Below are 19574 nucleotides of genomic sequence, written 5' to 3'. Positions count from 1 at the left end.
CTGGGGTCGACGTGGTCCGAGGCCCGCTGGCCAAGCCTGCGCTGGTAGAGGTCGACGCGCGCGCGTCGCGGCGGGCGGACCGGCTGTTCAGGTTGGCGGCATCGGCCGCCGGATTGACGATCGTGATCGCAATCCTGCTGATCGCGGTATTCCTGTTGCTTCGTGCCGTCCCATCGTTGCGCGCCAACCACGTGAATTTCTTCACCAGCGCCGAATTCAACACGGCCGACGACGAGAAGTTGGCGTTCGGCATCCGTGACCTGTTCATGGTCACGGTGCTCAGTTCGATAACCGCGCTGGTGCTGGCCGTACCGGTTGCGGTCGGGATCGCGGTGTTCCTGACTCAATATGCGCCCAGAAGGTTGTCGCGTCCGTTCGGCGCGATCGTGGATCTGCTGGCCGCGGTGCCGTCGATCGTGTTCGGGTTGTGGGGAATCTTTGTGCTGGCGCCAAAGTTGGAGCCGGTCGCAGATTTTCTCAACCGTAACCTTGGCTGGCTGTTCTTGTTCAAGAAGGGAAACGTTTCGCTGGCCGGTGGGGGCACCATCTTCACGGCGGGGATCGTGTTGGCGGTGATGATCCTGCCGATCGTCACCTCGGTATCCCGGGAAGTGTTCCGGCAGACGCCGCTTATCCAGATCGAAGCGGCCCAGGCATTGGGCGCGACGAAATGGGAGGTGGTGCGGATGACCGTGCTGCCGTTCGGCCGCAGCGGCGTGATCGCCGCGTCGATGCTGGGGTTGGGGCGTGCGCTGGGCGAAACCGTGGCGGTGCTGATCATCTTGCGGTCGGCGGCCCGGCCCGGAAACTGGTCGCTGTTCGACGGCGGTTACACGTTTGCGTCCAAGATCGCCTCCGCGGCGTCCGAGTTCAGCGAGCCGCTGCCGACCGGCGCCTACATCTCGGCCGGGTTTGCGCTGTTCGTCCTGACCTTCGTGGTCAACGCCGCCGCGCGTGCCGTGGCCGGCGGAAAGGTCAACGGATGAGCATCGACGCCCTCGACCGGCCGGTCAAAGCGGTGGTGTTCCGTCCGCTGAGCCTGGCGCGGCGGATCAAGAACAGCCTGGCGACCGTGGTGTTCTTCAGCTCGTTCGCCATCGCGTTGGTGCCACTGGTCTGGTTGTTGTGGGTGGTGATCGAGCGCGGCTGGTATGCCATTATCCGGCTGGACTGGTGGACTCATTCGCTGCGCGGCGTGCTGCCGGAGGAGTTCGCCGGGGGCGTGTACCACGCGCTGTACGGGACATTGGTGCAGGCCGGGGTGGCGGCCGTGCTGGCCGTGCCGCTGGGCCTGATGACCGCGATCTACCTGGTCGAATACGGCACCGGCCGGATGGCGCGGGTGACCACGTTCATGGTCGACGTCCTTGCCGGGGTCCCTTCGATTGTGGCGGCGCTGTTCATCTTCAGTCTGTGGATCGCCACCCTGGGATTTCAGCAGAGCGCCTTCGCGGTGTCGTTGGCGCTGGTCTTGTTGATGCTGCCGGTGGTGGTGCGCTCTACCGAGGAGATGCTGCGGTTGGTTCCCGACGAGCTGCGCGAAGCCAGTTATGCGTTGGGCGTTCCGAAATGGAAGACGATCGTGCGCATCGTCGTTCCGATCGCAATGCCGGGCATTGTGTCCGGTGTGCTGCTGGCGCTGGCGCGCATCATCGGCGAGACCGCCCCGGTGCTGGTGCTGGTCGGCTACAGCCGCTCGATCAACCTCGACATCTTCAACGGCAACATGGCCTCGCTGCCGTTGCTGATCTACACCGAACTCACCAACCCCGAACACGCCGGCTTCCTGCGAGTGTGGGGTGCCGCGCTGACGCTGATCATCCTGGTGGCGGTAATCAACGTGGTCGCGGCGGGGATCCGCTTCGTGTCCACCCGAGCGTCGACGATCGGCGTGATCCGGGCGGGGATTCGCCTCATGGTCGGTCGGTAGCGGCCATCGGCGCGCCCGGCCTGCCTACGAACCCTGGGCGAGTTTCAGCACCCTGCCGTTGCCGCGGTCGGCAACGTAGACGTTGCCATTCTTGTCGACCGCAACCGACAGCGGCGTGTTGAGTCCGGTGAACGGCAGCTCGGTGGAAGCGGTTGCCCCGGCCGGCAACTTCGCCACCGCGTTGTTGTCGTGTTCGGTGACGTAGACGTTGCCGGCACCGTCCACGGTGATACCCCACGGAGCGGTCAGGCCGGTGAACGGCAATACGGATTGATTGCTGGTGCCCGCTTCCAGCTTTACCACCCGATTGTTGTCGGTGTCGGTGACATATACATTCCCGTCGGTGTCCACGGCCACACCGTCGGGGTTCTTCAGACCGTTGAACGGCAGCACCGTCTGGCTGGTCGAGCCGGCCGCCAACTTCACCACCCTGTTGTTGCCCCGGTCGGCGACGTATACGCCGCCCTGGGCATCCACTGCGATGCCCTCGGGATAGTTCAGTCCGCTGAAGGGCAGCTCGACCTGGCGATTCGACCCGGCCGCCAACGACACCACCCGGTTGTTGAAATCGCTGACGTAGATGGTGCCGGAGCCGTCGACGGCCAGGCCCTGCGGCTCGTACAGCCCGTTGAACGGTTTCACGGTCGGCGTGCTGGAGCCCGCCGGCAGCGTCACCACCCGGCCGTACATGGTTTGGTTGGTGACGTACACGGTGCCCTGGTCGTCGACCGCGACCCCGCCCGGGGAGAAGCGGAAGTTGAGCCCGTTGAACGGCAGCACCACCTGACCCTGCGGTGGTGTCGAGCCTTTCGGTCTGGTGGCCACGAACTCGCTGATGCCGGCCGCCACCAGGATGACGGCCGCGATGACGGCCGCGACGGTCCACGTCTTGCGCTTGTTGCGTGGCTGGCTCGTGGGTTGAGGTTGCGACGGCTGGCTGAACGACGGTAAGCCCGCGGAACCGGCACCCTGGCCGGCGGGCCCCGGGCCGACGGGGGACAGCCCGGGCTGGCTGGGCCAACCGGTGCCGGTGACGACGGGGGCAGCCTGGGTCCGTTGGTCGGAAGTGTGTGGTTTGGATCGCCATCCCTGGAGGCTGGGCGGCACCGGCCGGACCGCGGTCTCGTCTTCGGTGGGGTACCGCGGTCGAGGAGCGATCGGCGGCGGGGGCTGTAGTTGGGGTTGAGGCTGGGGCTGGGGACCCGCACCGGTGTAGTTGGTCCACGCGCCGCCGAAACCCGCATTGGCGATCAGCGTCGCGTTGTCGCCCCGCTCCAGGATGGTGGCTTCCTGGCGCTGTTCGGGCATGGTGAGCGCATCGTGTGCGGCGATCGCCAGGTCGCCCGCGCTCATATAGCGCTCCTGGGGATTCTTCGCCATGCCCTTGGCGATCACCTCGTCCAGAGCCGGCGGTACTCGGCCGGGTCGTAGCACGCTGGGCCGTGGCGGCGGCTCCATGAGATGTGCGGCGATCAACCGTTCGACGCTGTCGGTCCGGTAGGGGGGCGCCCCGGTCAGACATTCCCCCAAAACGCAAGCCAGCGCGTAGATGTCGGCGCGGTAGGTGATGTCGTCGGCGGTGAATCGTTCCGGGGCCATGTAGTTGTAGGTGCCCACGGCCATACCGCTCTGGGTCAGCCCGGGGTCGTGGGCGGCACGTGCGATGCCGAAATCAACCAGATAGGCGAAGTCGTTGGCGGCGACGAGGATGTTTTCGGGCTTGACGTCGCGGTGGGTAACCCCGCTGGTGTGTGCGGCGTCGAGTGCGGCGGCGACCTGCCGCACGATGGCCACTGCCCGTGCCGGGGCGAGCGGACCGTACTGGGTGAGCAACGTGCGCAGGGATACTCCGTCGATGAGCCGCATCTCCACATAGAACTGGCCGTCGATCTCGCCGTAGTCGTGGATCGGCACGATGTGCGGTTCCGTCAGCCGTCCCGCGGTGTCGGCCTCGCGCTGCATTCGCGCGCGAAACACCGGGTTTTCGGAGTACTGCGTCGAAATCAGCTTCAACGCCACGATCCGGTTCTTGCGGGTGTCCTCGGCCTCGTAAACCTCGCCCATGCCGCCGCGACCGATCAACCGCACCAACTGGTAAGGCCCGAAGCGCGACCCAACCCGCGAACCCGGCTCGGTCTCGCTCACCGTCGACGCTCCCTTCGTTCGGCCCGCCGATCCACCGGACATCGTTGGTTAACACACGGTAAATCCTCAAAGACCGGGGACACAACAAAATCGGGCGTACTCTCAGTGATTTCTGACCCGCGGCTCAGGATAAAATTCGGGTTGCATTACCACGGCGAAACCGGATGCCGGCCGAGACCGTTGCGACACTTGGTGATTCGTGCCGCGATCGGCATAATTCCGCCTGGCCGGACCGGCGCCGCAATCGCCCCGCCACGGGTGACGGCCGATCAGGCAATGGCGTTGACCACCGGGATCAATTTCGATTGGAAAGAACTGGGCAGCGGAATATACCCGTACTCGTCCAAGCCGATCTGGCCGTCGCCAATTGTCGCCTGCATAAACGCTTTTACGGCGGCACCGGTGGGCGCGTCGGGATATTTCGAGCAGACGATCTCGTACGTCACCAGCACGATCGGATAGGCACCGGTCTTGGTCGGCCGATAGAACGAGGACGTGTCCACCACCAAGTCGTTGCCCTGACCCTTGAACGTGGCCCCGGCAATGGTCTTGCCGACGGTCTCGGCGGTGATCGTCACCGGATCGGGGCCGGCCGAGGTGATGATCTGAGCCATGTCCAGTTGATGACCCACCGCGTAGGACCACTCGTTGTAGGTGATCGAGCCGTCGGTTCGCTTCAGCGCCTGGGACGTGCCGTCATTGCCCGCGGCGCCTTCGCCGACACCTCCGTTGAATGTTTGGCCGGTGCCTTTGCCCCACGCGCCGTTGGACGCGGCGTCGAGGTATTTCTGGAAGTTGTCCGTGGTGCCGGACTGGTCGCTGCGGAAGACGACGTGGATGGGTGTCGATGGCAGGCTGGTACCTGAGTTGAGGGCGGTGATCGCCGGGTCGTCCCACCTGCTGATGGCGCCGTTGAAGATCCTCGCCAAGGTGGGGCCGTCCAATTTGAGCGTGCTGACGCCGTTGATGTTGTAGGTGACCGCGATCGGGCCGAACACCACCGGCAGATCCCACGCTTCCGACCCGCAGCGCGCCGCGGCTTTGTCCGGCTCGCCTTTCGCCGGATCCATCGGGGAATCGGAGCCCGCCAGATCGGTCTGGTTGCCCAGGAAGAGCTTCATGCCGGCGCCCGAGCCATTCGCGTTGTAGTCCAGCGTGTGCCCGGGGCAGGCATGAATGTAGGCATACACGAACTGTTCGATCGCGTTCTTTTGTGCTGTCGAACCCGCCGCCAGGAGCTTCTTCTTGCCGCCGCAGTCCACCGGGACGCTGGGGGTGCTGGATCCGGTCGACGACGACGTGTTACCGGAATGACCGCCGCAGGCTGCCAAGACCAGAGTGCTGACCAGTAGCACGCTCAGCGCGGCTCGAGTTCGTCCAGGTCGGGGGAACTTCACGGAATACTCCTCTCGGCAGCACGACGAGCATAGGCCAACAGCCCGGGGTCAGGACGTGGACGCTTGTGTCGCGGGGGCCTTCTTTGCCGCCGGTGTCTTCTTGGCCGGTGTCTTCTTGGCCGCCTTGTCGGCCGGTGGTTTCTTGTCGTCCGAGCGCGCCTTGACGCTGGCTTCCAGTTTGGCGAGCAGATCGGAGACGTCTTCGGTCTCGTCCAGTTCGGCCGGTTGCTCCTCGGTGGTAAACGCCTCTCCGCCTTCGAGTTTGGCGTCGATCAATTCCCGCAGCTGCTCCTGGTAGGTATCGCGGTAGCGGTCCGGGTTGAAGTCTTCGGCCATGGACTGCACCACTTGGCCGGCCATCTTGAGCTCCGCCGGTTTGATCTCGACCTTCTTGTCCAGTATCGGGAAGTCGGGGTCGCGAATCTCGTCCGGCCACAACAACGTATGCACCACCATGACGTCGCGCTTGCCGAAATCCTTGACCCGCAACGCCGCCAGCCGGGTCTTGTTGCGCAGGGAGAAATGCACGATCGCCATCCGTTCTGTCTCTGCAAGCGTCTTAGCCAGCAGCACATAGGATTTCGACGACTTCGAGTCCGGTTCCAGAAAGTAGCTGCGGTCGAACATCATCGGGTCGACTTCGTTAGCGGGCACGAATTCGAGGACTTCGATTTCGCGGCTGCGTTCCTCGGGCAACGTGGCGATGTCGTCGTCGGTGATGATCACCATCTGGCCGTCGTCGGATTCGTAGGCCCGCGCCAGGTCGCCGTATTCGACCACCTCGCCACACACCTCGCACACCCGCTTGTACCGGATGCGTCCGTTGTCCTTGGCGTGGACCTGGTGAAACTTGATGTCATGGTCTTCGGTGGCGCTGTACACCTTGACCGGCACGTTCACCAGCCCAAAGGCGATCGAGCCCTTCCAGATGGAGCGCATGGAGTCAGTATGCCCACAACGCGGGGCGGTTAACAGCGACGCCACGGCGACTCGGCGCCTGGCGCGATCCCCGCCGGCCTGCGTCGAGCCGGTTGCGTCCGGAGCCTTCGCTGCGAAAACACCGTCCCGATGACGTCTGCGTCCTGCTGAAAAGCTAAGGCAGCAAATCTAGTTGAGCGTGCAGCGCCGCTCGATCGGGCAGGTCGGCGCCGGCGCGGGTCACGGTCAGCGCCGACGCTACAGACGCCACCTCGAGCGCAGCCGTCAGCTCGTCGACGCCGATCCGGCGCAGTCGTGCGCGCCGGTCGGCACCCAGCAGGCCCCGGTCCCATAGCGTGTCGAGCAGGCCGGCCATGTAAGCGTCGCCGGCGCCGACGGTGTCGATCACTTGAACCGGCCGGGCCGCCGCGCGGGCCTCGCCGGCCGCGCAGAACGCGACCGACCCCTGCTCGCCCCTGGTGAGTGCGACGATCGCCGGTCCCGACGCCAGCCAGGTCCGGGCGGTGTGCTCCGGCGAGCGGGTGGGATGGATCCAGCGCAGATCCTCGTCGCTGGCCTTGACGATGTCACTGCGCTCCACCAGGCGTTCGATGCGTTCGCGGGCCAGGTCCGCCTCGGCGGTCAGCGACGGGCGCACGTTGGGGTCAAAGGTGACCGTGGCCGACACCCGATAAGCGTCGAGCAGCGCCGCGACCGCCAGGCACCCGGGCTCGCGTACGGCGGCGATGGATCCGGTGTGCACGAACAGCGGCGGTGGGACGGGCGGTATACCGGAAAGCTGCCATTCCAGATCGAACACATAGCTGGCCGTGCCGTCCGCGGCGATCGTCACCACCCCGGTGGGCGTTCGTTGCGCGCAGATGCTTCCCGGAACAAGCTGTGCCCCAGCAGCTTTGACGTAGTCGGCAATCTGCCGTCCGTGCGCGTCGTCACCGAAGTGGGTCAGCAGATCGACATCGCGGCCCAGCCTTGCCAGTCCGACGGCGACGTTCAACGGGCTGCCACCGACGTGCTCCGTGGCAACCGGACCGCCGACGATGTCGACCAGTGCTTCGCCGATCACCAGACCGCGCGCCATGTCGACAGGTTACGTTGACAGTATGGAGCAGCCGGTCAAGCTGACCAACGCGGACAAGGTGCTCTATCCGGCGACCGGCACCACCAAGCGCGACGTCTTCGACTACTACACCCGCATCGCCGAGGTGATGGTGCCGCATATCGCCGGGCGTCCGGCGACCCGCAAGCGCTGGCCCAACGGAGTCGACCAACCTTCGTTCTTCGAAAAGCAACTGGCGTCGTCAGCGCCGGACTGGCTGCCGCGGGCAAGCGTCGTGCACCGGTCCGGAACCACGATCTATCCGATCATCGACAGCGCGACGGGGCTTGCCTGGATAGCCCAGCAGGCGGCACTCGAGGTGCATGTGCCGCAGTGGCGGTTTGTCGCCGAATGGACGCGACGTGGCGCGCAAGAGCTGAAGCCCGGACCGGCTACCCGATTGGTGTTCGACCTGGACCCGGGCGAGGGCGTGACCATGGCCCAGCTAGTCGAGGTCGCACATGCGGTCCGGGAGCTGATCGCCGATATCGGGCTGACCGTCTTCCCGCTGACCAGCGGCAGCAAGGGCCTGCATCTCTACGCACCGCTGGATGAGCCGGTGAGCAGCAGGGGTGCCACGGTGCTGGCCAAACGCGTTGCGCAACAGCTGGAGAAGGCGATGCCCACGCTGGTCACCGCCACCATGACCAAGAGCCTGCGGGCGGGCAAGGTGTTCTTGGACTGGAGCCAGAACAACGGATCCAAGACCACCATCGCCCCGTATTCGCTGCGCGGGCGCGACCAGCCGACGGTCGCCGCACCCCGCACCTGGGACGAACTGGACGACCCCGGGCTGCGCCAGCTGCGCTATGACGAGGTGCTGCCCCGGGTAGCCCGCGACGGGGACCTGCTCGCGTCGCTGGATGCCGACCTGCCCGCCGTAGCGGACCGGTTGACCAAATACCGCAGCATGCGCGACGCGTCGAAGACCCCCGAACCGGTTCCTCGGTCCAAACCGGTTGTCGGCCAGGGCAATACATTTGTCATCCAGGAGCATCACGCCCGCCGGCTGCACTACGACTTCCGGCTGGAACGCGATGGCGTGCTGGTGTCGTGGGCGGTGCCGAAGAACCTGCCGGAAACCGCCTCGGTGAACCATCTTGCGGTGCGCACCGAAGATCATCCGCTGGAATATGCGGCATTCGAGGGCACGATCCCGAGGGGTGAGTACGGCGCCGGGAAGGTGATCATCTGGGACACCGGCACGTACGACACCGAGAAGTTCCGCGACTCCGGCGACGGGGCCGAAAAAGGGTCCGAAAAAGGACCCGAAAAAGGACCCGAAAAAGGAGAAGTGATCGTCAACCTGCACGGCAGGCGAATCTCCGGGCGGTACGCGCTGATCCAGACCAGCGGTGACCAGTGGCTGGCGCATCGCATGAAGGACCAGCAGGCCTTCGACTTCGACACCCTGGCTCCGATGCTCACCACACACGGTTCGGTGGACCGTCTCAAAGCGGGCCAGTGGGCCTTCGAAGGCAAGTGGGACGGCTACCGGTTGCTGGTGGAGGCCGACCACGGCGCCGTGCGGCTGCGCTCCCGTAGTGGCCGTGACGTCACCAAGGAATATCCGCAATTGCGTTCGCTGGCAGCAGACCTCGCCGATCACCACGTGGTGCTCGACGGGGAGGTGGTCGCACTCGACGCCGCCGGCGTGCCCAGCTTCAACGAAATGCAGAACCGGGTTCGGGCCACCCGCATCGAGTTCTGGGCGTTCGACCTGCTCTACCTCGATGGCCGCTCGCTGTTGCGTGCCAAGTACCAGGACCGGCGCAAGCTGCTGGAAACCCTCGCCAGCGCAAGTGAACTCATCGTTCCGGAGCTGCTGCCCGGCGACGGAGCCGAGGCCATGGCTTACTCGCGCAAACGTGGCTGGGAGGGTGTGATCGCCAAGCGCCGGGATTCCGGTTATCAGCCGGGCCGGCGTTCGGCAGCGTGGGTCAAGGACAAGCACTGGAACACCCAGGACGTCGTCATCGGCGGCTGGCGCGCCGGGGAGGGGGGCCGCAGCAGTGGCATCGGCTCGCTGCTGATGGGCATCCCCGGACCTTCCGGGCTGCTTTTCGCCGGGCGGGTCGGAACGGGCTTCACCGAACGCGACCTGGACAACCTGAAAAGGACGTTGGCGCCGCTGCACACCGACGAAAATCCTTTCGGAGCTTCGCTTCCGGCGCGAGAGGCCAAGGGCGTCACGTTCGTTGAGCCGCGGCTGGTGGGCGAGGTGCGCTATAGCGAATGGACCCCCGACAATCGGCTGCGTCAAACGAGTTGGCGTGGGCTGCGGCCGGACAAGGACCCGAATGAGGTGGTGCGGGAATGAAGTGGGTGACCTACCGCAGCGACGACGGCGAACGGGCCGGCGTGCTCTCCGGCGACACGATCTATGCGCTGCCACCGGGATCGGCGCTGCTCGACCTGCTCGGCGGGGGCGCCGACGGGCTGCGCGCGGCCGGCGAGGCTGCGTTGCGCTCACCGGCGGCGGTGGTCGGCCTCGATGACGTGTCGCTGGCGCCGCCGATCCCGCGTCCGCCGTCGATCCGAGACTCGCTGTGCTTCCTGGACCATATGCGCAATTGCCAGCAGGCCCTGGGCGGGGGCCGGGTGCTCGCCGACACCTGGTATCGCATCCCGGCGTTCTACTTCGCTTGTCCGGCAACGGTTCTGGGACCTTGCGACGACGCGCCGACGGCACCGGGAAGTGTCTGGCAGGACTTCGAGTTGGAAATCGCGGCGGTGATCGGAACCGGCGGCAAGGACCTGACGGTCGAGCAGGCCGAACAGTCGATCGTCGGCTACACGATTTTCAACGACTGGTCGGCACGCGACCTGCAGATGCTGGAGGGCCAGCTGCGGATCGGACAGGCCAAGGGAAAAGACAGCGGAGTCACCCTCGGCCCGTATCTGGTCACCCCGGACGAGCTGGAGCCGTACCGCCGCGACGGCAGGCTGCACCTGCAGGTCACCGCGTGGGTCAACGACACGGTGATCGGCTCGGGTTCGACCGGGGCGATGGACTGGACGTTCGGCGAGGTGATTTCCTATGCCTCCCGCGGGGTGCTGCTGCGACCCGGCGACGTGTTCGGCTCCGGCACGGTGCCCACCTGCACGCTGGTGGAGCACCTGGGTGCCCTTGAGTCGTTCCCGGGTTGGCTGCACGACGGCGACGTGGTGACCCTGCGCGCCGAGGGACTTGGCGAGACGCGCCAGACCGTGCGTGTCAGTAAAGCGCCGCATCCGCTGACGCCCCGGCGCAACCCCGACGCGCCGACGGCGCCGGCCCGGGTCAATCGGGCCCCGGCGCGGGTGCCCTACACGCGGGGCCTCCATGAAGTCGCCGACCTGGTATGGGCGTGGACGCTGCCGGACGGGGGGTACGGCTGGAGCAACGCCGGGCTGGTCGCCGGCGACGGGGCATCGCTGTTGGTGGACACGCTGTTCGACCTCGCGCTGACCCGCGAGATGCTGGACGCGATGAAGCCGATCACCGATCGTGCGCCCATCACCGACGCGCTGATCACCCACTCCAACGGTGACCACACCCACGGCAACCAACTGTTGGATCCCTCGGTACGGATCATCGCCGCCCAAGGCACGGCCGAGGAGATCGCGCACGGCATGCACCCGGAGATGCTGGCCCGGCTGCAAACCGCCGACCTCGGCCCGGTCGCCACCGGCTATGCGCGAGACCGCTTCGGGCACTTCGACTTCGGTGGCATCACGGTACGCAACGCCGACCAGACCTTCGACCGTCAGTTGACTATCGAGGTCGGCGGGCGGCGAGTCGAACTGCTGAACCTCGGACCCGCCCACACCGCAGCCGACTCGGTGGTGCACGTGCCCGACGCCGGTGTGCTCTTCGCCGGGGACCTGCTGTTCATCGGCTGCACGCCGATTGTCTGGGCCGGCCCGATCGCCAACTGGATCGCGGCCTGCGACGCGATGATCGCGCTGGAGCCGTCCGTCGTGGTGCCCGGCCACGGCCCAATCACCGACTCCGACGGAATCCGTGCTGTCCGTGGCTATCTCGTACACATCAGCGAACAAGCCGAAGCCGCCTACCGCAAGGGGTTGTCGTTCGTCGAGGCCGTCGACACCATCGACCTCGGCGAGTACGCGACCTGGCTGGACTCCGAACGGGTGGTCGTGAACATCTATCAGCGATACCGCGAACTCGATCCGGCCACCCCGCGGCAGGAGTTGCTGGGGCTGCTGACCATGCAGGCCGAGTGGTTGGCCAACCGATAGCGTTGCGCGCGAAAAGAACTGGGCCGCCACGATCACGCGGCGCCCCGGTTCGGAACGCTGGCCGCGCGTGGGCGCACTCGGTCGGCCAGCGGCCGGGCGGAAGCGTCACGCCCGCGGCGGGCTTCGTTGTTCTGGCGAACAATCATGTCCGAAAGTGCGAAACCCGCCGCACAGTCGCGTTACTGTCCCCTAACGTCAGGTTGTCACCAGATCCGACCGAGTGACACCAGCCGGAAGCCGCTCGATTTGGGGAGGACACAGATGTCATTCGTAGTCGCAAGTACGGAGATGCTGGAGGCGGCGGTTTCAGATCTGGCCAATATCGGTTCAACCATCCACGTGGCGAATGCGGCGGCAGCGTTCCCGACGACGTCGGTGCTGGCCGCCGGCGCCGATGAGGTATCTGCGGCCGTTTCGGCACTGTTCAACACGCACGCCCAGGCCTACCAGGCCCTCAGCGCTCAAGCCGCGAGCTTTCACGCCCAATTCATGCAGACCCTGAACGCCGGAGCGGGCGCGTACGCGGCCGCCGAGGCCGCCAATGCATCGCCGATTCAGGCCCTGTTCAACGCGATCAATGAGCCCACCCAGGTGCTGCTGGGGCGCCCGCTGATCGGCAACGGAGCCGATGGTACGGCGGCGAACCCCAACGGCGGGGCCGGCGGCTGGCTTCTCGGCGACGGCGGCAAAGGCTACAGCCAAGCGGCGGGCAGCGGGCTGGCGGGCGGTGACGGCGGCGCTGCCGGATTGATCGGCAACGGCGGTCACGGCGGGGCCGGCGGTAGTAGTGCCACCGGCGCTGGCGGCGCTGGCGGCAACGCCGGCGCCGGCGGGCTGTTCTTAGGCAACGGGGGGACCGGCGGTGGGGGCGGTGCGACCACCTTCGCCGGCAGCAACGGCGGTCACGGCGGGGCCGCCGGCAACGCCGGGCTGTTCGGCAGCGCCGGTTCTGGCGGCGGCGGCGGGAGCGCCACCACCGGCACCGGCGGACACGGCGGGCTCGCCGGCAACGCCGGGCTGTTCGGCAGCGGCGGTTCTGGTGGCGAGGGGGGGAGCGCCACCACCGGCACTGGTGGCGCGGGCGGCAATGGCGGAACCGGAGGCTGGCTGAACGGCTATGGCGGGCTTGGTGGGTTTGGCGGGGACTCCGCCAGCGGCACCGGCGGCCGCGCCGGGGCCGGTGGCGACGCCGGGCTGATTGGCTACGGCGGTGTCGGCGGAAGCGGTGGAAACTGGGACACCGGGGGCTCTGGCGGTAACGGTGGGGCCGGTGGCCGCGGCGGGTGGCTGATGGGCGACGGCGGGATTGGCGGCGCCAGCGTTGGCGAAGGCGGAAACGGCGGCAACGCCGTACTGATCGGCAGGGGCGGACCCGGCGGATTCGGTGGTATCGGCGGCTACGGCGGCAACGGCGGGTGGCTGTTCGGCGACGGTGGCAGCGGCGGCGGCGGCAGCGACATTATCCCCAACAGCATCGGCGGCAATGGCGGAAATGCCGGGTGGCTCTTCGGCAGCGGCGGTGACGGTGGCTCCGCCGTCACAGGTGGCCACGGCGGCACACCCGGCAGGGCAGGGCTGCTGATCGGCAACGGCGGCAACGCCGGCGCGGGGTCGCAAAATGGAATGTTGGTGAACGGAGCTGACGGCGGATGGCTGTTCGGCAACGGCGGAGACGGCGCGACCAGCCTCAACTCGGCGGGTGCTGACGGCGGTAACGGCGGGCTATTCGGCAACGGCGGCAACGGCGGGGCCGGCGCAAGCGGGACGGTAGCCGGCGAGAGCGGAAGCAACGGCGGCAACGGTGGCAACGGTGGGTGGCTGATCGGCCATGGTGGGCACGGTGGAGCAGGTGGCAGCGGTAGCTTCTTCAACGTGGGCACCACTCCGGCCGGTAACGGCGGTAACGGCGGCAACGGCGGAGCCGGCGGCCTGCTGTACGGCGACGGCGGGGCAGGCGGGACCGGCGGCACCGGCGGAGTCGGATCCTTGGTGCCCGGCGGCACCGGCGGTAACGGCGGCAACGGCGGCAACGCGAAGTTCATCGGCGACGGCGGTAATGGCGGTAACGGCGGTAACGGCGGGTTTGGAACTACTTCCGGGGCCGGCGGTGGCGGCGGCAAAGGCGGCAGTGGTGGGTCATTGGTCGGCGTCGACGGAACGTCCGGCAAGGCCGGCATGTGACCTATCGAGTGCGCAAGCCTGTCGCTAGCCGGCAGCGGTTTGACCACGTGTTGTGACCGATGCATAACGGCCTGGCACCGGGCTTGGTGACCACCACCTGGGTGCGGGTTTGGTCAAGGTAGCGCTTGCCCGGTGCCGAGCCGTCGGTGAGGGGTCTCGTTGGCTCGATCGTTGGGCCCCGATCGCCACCATCGACGCACCCCCGCAAATGCCGGACAGAGCGCGCAGCCTCGCTCTACGCTGTCGCGGTGGTGCGTTGACGTCGGTATGACCGCACCGGTTCGAGGCGGCAGGACACGAGGGCGGGAGGAATCAGCCGATGGCTTACGTGCTCACGCCCCCGGAGTCGACGGCAGCGGTGGCCGCGGATGTCGTGGATTTGGGTTCGGTGATCAACGAAGCCAATGCGGCCGCGGCGAGCCGGACATCCGGTGTGCTGGCCGCAGCGGCCGACGAGGTGCCTGCAGCCACAGCGACGCTGTTCAACGAAGACACTGTTCAACGAATACGCCCAGGGATACCAGGCGGTGATGCGGCAGGTCGAGGCCTTCCACGGCGTGTTTGCCCAGGCACTGGCGGCCGCCGGTAACGCCTACACACAGGCCGAGGCCGCGGCCGCGGGCGCACTCGCCGGCAACCTGGCCGGCCCGACGGGCGGCGGCGCGATGCCGTTGAGTGCAACGGCCGCGGCCACGCCTCCGTTTGTGTTCCCCGCCAACTACGTGACGGCGTTCATCTCGGGCAGCGGCATCCCGGTGCCCAGCGCGGACTACATGAAGACCGTTTTCGGAAGCTATGTCGTGCCGAACTTTCCCGGCGGCAACCTAGCCAACGCGCTGGGTCTGTGGACCCCCGCGGGCTTGTACCCGCTGACCGGGGCCACCGTGCTGACACTGGACGAGTCGGTAGCACAGGGAGTTTCAATTCTGCACGACACCCTGGTGGGGACCGGTGTGGGGCAGCATGGGTTGATCCAGCCAGGTGGAACTCCCGTTGTGGTTCAAGGTATCTCGCAGGGCGCCATCATCGCGTCGCTGGAAATGCAGAAGCTCGCAGCAATGCCTATCCCGCCGACGGCAAGCGAACTAGGCTTCGTACTCCTGGGTGATCCGATGAATCCCAATGGCGGTCTGTTCGAGCGTTTCGCGGGTCTGACACTGCCGAGCCTGGGTCAGACGTTCTACGGCGCGACACCCTCGAACACGGTCCGGCCGACACACATTTACACGCTCGAATACGACGGCATCGCCGATTGGCCGCGGTATCCGATCAACATCCTGTCCGACATCAACGCCTTCGCGGGCCTGTACTACGTGCACGGCCTGTATCCATTCCTGGACCCGTCGGCGCTTCCCCTGGGTACAACCTGGTTCAGCTGCCGACCTCTCAGGGCTATACCGGCAATACCGCCTACTCGATGATCACCATCCCGCATCTGCCCATGTTGAAGCCGGTCCGCCAAATTCCGTTGCTGGGCAACACGATTGCGGATCTGGTCGAACCGGATCTGCGCGTGCTGGTCAACCTCGGCTACGGCGACCCGGCCCACGGCTACTCGACCGGTCCGGCCGATGTGCCCACCCCGTTCGGCCTGTTTCCGCCCGTCGATCCGCAGACTGTCCTGGCGCATCTGGTCACCGGTACGCAGCAGGGAATCACCGGCGCCGGCAGCGACCTCGGCGCCCTGGCAACCCAGGGATGGGCGTCGCTGTCCGGGTTGTCGCTGCTGGATGTCTCCCAGGCGCTTTCGTCAAATCCGCTGTCGGGGCTCGAATCCTTAGCCACCGCAATATCCTCGGGATCGCCGATCGACAAATTCATCATGGCTCTGCAAGCGGCGAACACCGATATCACCAACGCCTTCACCAACGCGGTAACCAACGCCTACGCGACGGTGCAGCCGACAATTGGGATTGGAACCGCCCTGCTCACCTCCCTGCCGTCCTACGACGTCAACCTATTCTTGAACGGAATCCTGCAGGCTGCCAACGGCGCTCCCATCGAGGGGCTTATCAACGCGATCGGAATGCCGATCGCCGCTACCGCGGGACTGGTGACGCTGTTAGCGGGTTACGAACTCCTGGTCCTCACCGGAGCGTGGCATCCACCACCTACTCCGTTGTAACCGCTGGTAGCGCGATCACGTTGGCGAACAACATGATTGGATGCATCGCAACGTATCGGCACTGGCGAGGCGATTTCTGCGTTCCTGCCGAATGGCTGAGCCCCCAAGGTCGACAAAGCTACTCCGTCTCGTCGTCTTCGTCTGCGTGGAGGAGTTTTTCGGGATGGTGCATGGTGTTGGTGCGGGGTTGGCCGCGGTCGAGATGTGGTGGGGGTGTCCATTCGGTGTCGCCGTGGGTGTTTTTGCGGGTGCTCCAGCCTTTGTCGGCTAGTGGGTGGTGGCCGCCGCAGGCGAAGGTGAGTTGGTTGACGTCGGTGGTGGGTGATTGGGCGTAGGGGATGACGTGGTGGACCTCGCAGAAGTAGCCCTTGACGTCACAACCCGGCGCGCTGCACCCGCGCTCCTTGCCATACAACACGATTCGCTGCCCCGGTGAGGCCAGCCGTTTGCTGTGATACAGCGCCAACGCCTTACCGCCGTCGAAAACCGCGAGATAATGCCGGGCGTGGCGGGCCAGCCGGATCACATCGCTCATCGGCAGCAGGGTGCCGGCGCCGGTGAGTCCTTGTCCGGCAGCGGCTTCCAGTTCGGCCAGTGTGGTGGACACGATGATCGTCGCGGGTAGGCCGTTGTGCTGACCCAACTCCCCCGACGCCAGCAGGCCGCGCAGCCCGGCCAGCAGCCCGTCGTGGTTGCGTTGGGCCGCTGAGCGGGTGTCGGTGTCGATGGCGGCTTGACTGGGGGTGCCCTCCACACAGGGGGTTTTCGATTCGGGGTTGCACATGCCGGGGGCACCCAGTGTGGCCAGCACGGCTTCGACGGTGGCGCGCAGCTCGGGGGTGATCAGCCCACGCAGCTCCGACATGCCATCGGCTTGCTGGCTGCCTAAGGTCAGGCCGCGGCGGCGGGCGCGGTCCTCGTCGCGGTAGGTGCCGTCGGGATTGAGACAATCAGCGAGGGTGTCGGCCAACCCCGCTAACTGTTCGGGGCGAAACTGGCTGCCTTGGCGGGCCAGCTGGGCTTCGGCGCGCTCGCGGGTGGCTTGATCGACCCAGCCCGGCAGCTGGTGGTAGAAACGTCGGATCACGTGGATGCTTTCGCCGCCCAATTTTCCGTCGCGTTGGGCGGCGACGGCCCCGGCCAGTACCGGGGCGATCGGTTCTCCGGTCAGCCCGCGCCGCGGCCCCAGATCGGCGGCGGCTTTGATGCGCCGGCTGGCCTCGGTGCGGCTGATCAGCGCCCAGTCGGCGATCGCATGCGACAGCTTGCCGCCTAGCTCTTCGGTGCTGGCTTGGCGGGCCAGGTTGTTGATCAGCTGATGCTCAGCCACCGGCAGCCGCCGGCGCACCTTTTCACACCGCTCCACCAACGCCAACCACTCCGGGGTGGTCAAGGCATCAAAGTTCAAATCCACCAACCTATCCACCGCGGCATCGAGTGCACCAAAGACCGCCGTGACCGTCTGCCGATCCACGACACCGCCCGAGCTCATACCCGCAATCTATCGACCGACACCGACAAGAATCGGGCAGAAAGTGACTGCCAAACAACAGATTTCACGTGTTCTCTCACAGCGAACAGCCATCCATTTTCGCCGGGCCTACCGCGGCGCGGCGATACCTCGGGTAGCAACGGGTTGCAAACGCACCAATGCCGCCGACCGCCGACCCCACACGGACAGCGTCCCTACACCAGGCCCCGGGCGATCACCTCACCGCGCCAGCGCCATAACTGCAAGGCTCGGGATACGGTGCGGGTATGGCCGCAGTCGAATTGCAGACGCTCGAAGAGGACATCGCGCTGGTCACGTTGAACCGGCCCGGGCTGTTGAACGCCATTGACGGCTCGCTGATCGACGCGATGGATGACGTGCTGGACGTGCTCAACCGGGCCGAATTCCGGGTGGCGATCCTCACCGGAGCCGGACGGGGATTCTGCGCCGGCGCCGACCTCAGCGGCACCGGCGAGCCGTGGGTCAAGGCCAAGCCGGCCAGTCCCGCATTCAAGACCCATTACGACTCCCAGGTGCGGCTGGCCGATCTGTACGTGAGGCTCTACGAGCTGCCCATACCGGTGATCGCCGCGGTCAACGGTGCCGCCGTCGGGGGCGGGCTGGCGTTCGCGCTGCACTGCGACATCCGCATCGCTTCCGAGCAAGCCCGGTTCGGCTCGGCGTTCATCAAGGCCGGCTTCTCGTCGATGGACATGGGCGCCAGCTACCTGCTACCGAAGATCGTCGGCGCCGGAGTGGCGCGGGAACTCATGCTGACCGGACGCATCATCGACGCGGCCGAGGCCTACCGCATCAAGCTGGTCCACGAGGTGGTGGCGCCGGGCGACCTGATGCCGGCGACGCTGACCAAGGCTCGCGAGATCGCCGAGAATAACGCTTTCGGTGTGTGGCAGACCAAGATCGGACTCAATACTGCACTGGACGCGCCCAGCTTGCGGCATGCCATCGAAATCGAGAACCGCACCCAAATGCTCACCGGCTTCACCGATAATCCGGCCGAAGCCGCCAAAGCGCATCGGGAGAAGCGCGCACCCAAATGGGATCCCCTGTGATGCCTAGACTTTCGCGATCACCTTATCCGCATACCGTTCCAGGTGACGGATCTTTTTCTCCAGGGGCTCGGTGTCGGGCCCCTTGACGTAGGGCCAGCGGAAACCCACGATGACGTCGGTGACGCCCTTGTCCTCGAGCCGCTTGACACCGTCCGCGGTGTAGGCGTCCATCGAGATCACATGGATCTCAAACGGGCCGGTCGTACCCTGCTCGTCTCGAAACATCTTGACACGGGCGATAAGTCGGTCGAGTTCTTCGGCGCTGGTGCCGCCGCCGTGCATCCAGCCGTCCAGGCGTGCCGCGCGCCGCAGGGCGGCATCGGCGTGGCCGCCCACCAGGATCGGGATCGGCTGGGTGGGAGCCGGGCTCATCTTCGTCTTCGGGATGTCGTAGAACTCGCCGTGGAATTCGAAGTAGTCTCCGGTGGTGAGCCCTTTGACGATTTCGATGCATTCGTCAATTCGCTTGCCCCGCTTGGCAAACGGCACGCCCATCAGCTCGTAGTCCTCCGGCCACGGGCTGGTGCCCACGCCGAGCCCCACCCGGTTGCCGATCAGCGCTGCCAGCGAACCCGCTTGCTTGGCCACCAGTGCCGGCGGCCGGACGGGTAGCTTGAGCACGAAGAAGTTGAACCTCAGCGTCGTGGTCACCGCACCCAACGCGGCGGTCAGGACGAAGGTTTCGATGACCTCCTTGTCCTCCAAGAATTCCCGGTTGCCGTCCGGAGTGTAGGGGTACTTCGAGTCGGACTCGTACGGGTAGGCCAGGCTGTCGGCGATCGTCATGCTGCTGTAGCCGGCTGCTTCGGCCGCCTGGGCCAGCGGAATATAGAACGCCGGGTCTGTCATTGCCTCTGCGTAGCTGAACCGCACGTCATCCGTACCTTCTGTGAGCGGGCCTCATGCCCGAATACTAGGACGCGTTCTCATTTCGCCGTATCTGCGGTGAGT

General features: G+C 66.3%; 15 protein-coding genes. 9 read left to right on the top strand and 6 right to left on the bottom strand.

All coding sequences use genetic code 11. The features are described 5' to 3' along the window. The first annotated feature begins 11 nt into the window (after window positions 1-11). Together pstC and pstA are read left to right on the top strand one after the other, a co-directional pair. Window positions 12-986: a phosphate ABC transporter permease subunit PstC gene (pstC, locus tag EET10_RS22825; protein ID WP_036402069.1), complete on the top strand. Its 975-nt coding sequence runs from the start codon at window positions 12-14 to the stop codon at window positions 984-986. Next, the gene (gene pstA, locus EET10_RS22820) at window positions 983-1930 is read left to right on the top strand and encodes a phosphate ABC transporter permease PstA (protein WP_051490439.1); all 948 of its coding nucleotides are present in this window, start codon (window positions 983-985) and stop codon (window positions 1928-1930) included. The genes pstC and pstA overlap by 4 nt, the downstream gene beginning before the upstream one ends. Window positions 1931-1954: 24 nt before the next feature. On the opposite strand, the gene EET10_RS22815 is transcribed toward pstA, so the two are convergent. The 4 genes from EET10_RS22815 to EET10_RS22800 form a co-directional block, all read right to left on the bottom strand. Beyond that, complete coding sequence (locus tag EET10_RS22815; RefSeq protein WP_099187674.1) at window positions 1955-4075, bottom strand: serine/threonine-protein kinase PknD; 2121 nt, start codon at window positions 4073-4075, stop codon at window positions 1955-1957. Window positions 4076-4344: 269 nt separating this feature from the next. Further along, a complete protein-coding gene (pstS, locus tag EET10_RS22810; protein ID WP_036402064.1) occupies window positions 4345-5472 on the bottom strand; it encodes a phosphate ABC transporter substrate-binding protein PstS in 1128 nt (375 codons plus the stop codon). A 48-nt stretch (window positions 5473-5520) separates the two neighbouring features. Further along, the gene (gene ku, locus EET10_RS22805; RefSeq protein ID WP_036402062.1) at window positions 5521-6411 is read right to left on the bottom strand and encodes a non-homologous end joining protein Ku; all 891 of its coding nucleotides are present in this window, start codon (window positions 6409-6411) and stop codon (window positions 5521-5523) included. 154 nt (window positions 6412-6565) lie between these two features. Beyond that, entirely contained in the window at window positions 6566-7489 is a 924-nt protein-coding gene (locus EET10_RS22800; protein WP_036402049.1) for a carbohydrate kinase family protein, read from the bottom strand. A gap of 22 nt (window positions 7490-7511) precedes the next feature. Here EET10_RS22800 and EET10_RS22795 point away from each other — a divergent pair, with 22 nt between their 5' ends. The 6 genes from EET10_RS22795 to EET10_RS32025 all read left to right on the top strand — a co-directional run bounded on the left by EET10_RS22795 (window position 7512) and on the right by EET10_RS32025 (window position 16058). Then, window positions 7512-9827, top strand: coding sequence for an ATP-dependent DNA ligase (locus EET10_RS22795; RefSeq protein ID WP_036402047.1), 2316 nt, complete (start codon window positions 7512-7514; stop codon window positions 9825-9827). Then, window positions 9824-11752: a fumarylacetoacetate hydrolase family protein gene (locus tag EET10_RS22790; RefSeq protein ID WP_063467936.1), complete on the top strand. Its 1929-nt coding sequence runs from the start codon at window positions 9824-9826 to the stop codon at window positions 11750-11752. The genes EET10_RS22795 and EET10_RS22790 overlap by 4 nt, the downstream gene beginning before the upstream one ends. Before the next feature lie 261 nt (window positions 11753-12013). Further along, entirely contained in the window at window positions 12014-13933 is a 1920-nt protein-coding gene (locus tag EET10_RS22785; RefSeq protein WP_063467937.1) for a PE family protein, read from the top strand. 319 nt (window positions 13934-14252) lie between these two features. Continuing rightward, window positions 14253-14522: a PE family protein gene (locus tag EET10_RS32035; RefSeq protein ID WP_321191461.1), complete on the top strand. Its 270-nt coding sequence runs from the start codon at window positions 14253-14255 to the stop codon at window positions 14520-14522. Further along, a complete protein-coding gene (locus EET10_RS32030; protein ID WP_321191460.1) occupies window positions 14464-15354 on the top strand; it encodes a PE-PPE domain-containing protein in 891 nt (296 codons plus the stop codon). The genes EET10_RS32035 and EET10_RS32030 overlap by 59 nt, the downstream gene beginning before the upstream one ends. Further along, window positions 15351-16058 carry a PE-PPE domain-containing protein gene (locus EET10_RS32025; RefSeq protein WP_321191459.1) on the top strand — a complete coding sequence of 236 codons (708 nt, stop codon included), beginning with the start codon at window positions 15351-15353 and terminating at the stop codon, window positions 16056-16058. Before EET10_RS32030 ends, EET10_RS32025 begins: the two co-directional genes overlap by 4 nt. Window positions 16059-16176: 118 nt before the next feature. Here the strand turns inward: EET10_RS32025 and EET10_RS22770 are convergent, their stop codons facing one another. After that, a complete protein-coding gene (locus tag EET10_RS22770) occupies window positions 16177-17550 on the bottom strand; it encodes an HNH endonuclease signature motif containing protein (protein WP_122502520.1) in 1374 nt (457 codons plus the stop codon). Between the two features lie 266 nt (window positions 17551-17816). On the opposite strand from EET10_RS22770, the gene EET10_RS22765 reads away from it, so the two are divergent. Then, entirely contained in the window at window positions 17817-18623 is an 807-nt protein-coding gene (locus tag EET10_RS22765; protein ID WP_063468186.1) for an enoyl-CoA hydratase/isomerase family protein, read from the top strand. A 3-nt stretch (window positions 18624-18626) separates the two neighbouring features. Here EET10_RS22765 and EET10_RS22760 read toward each other — a convergent pair whose 3' ends face one another. Next, a complete protein-coding gene (locus EET10_RS22760) occupies window positions 18627-19496 on the bottom strand; it encodes an LLM class flavin-dependent oxidoreductase (RefSeq protein WP_036402044.1) in 870 nt (289 codons plus the stop codon). Window positions 19497-19574 lie beyond the last annotated feature (78 nt).

The organism is Mycobacterium pseudokansasii, assembly GCF_900566075.1.
Taxonomy (GTDB): Bacteria; Actinomycetota; Actinomycetes; order Mycobacteriales; family Mycobacteriaceae; genus Mycobacterium; species Mycobacterium pseudokansasii.
The sequence above is the reverse complement of the archived record's forward strand: the minus strand, read 5'-3'. Positions and strand labels throughout refer to the sequence as shown.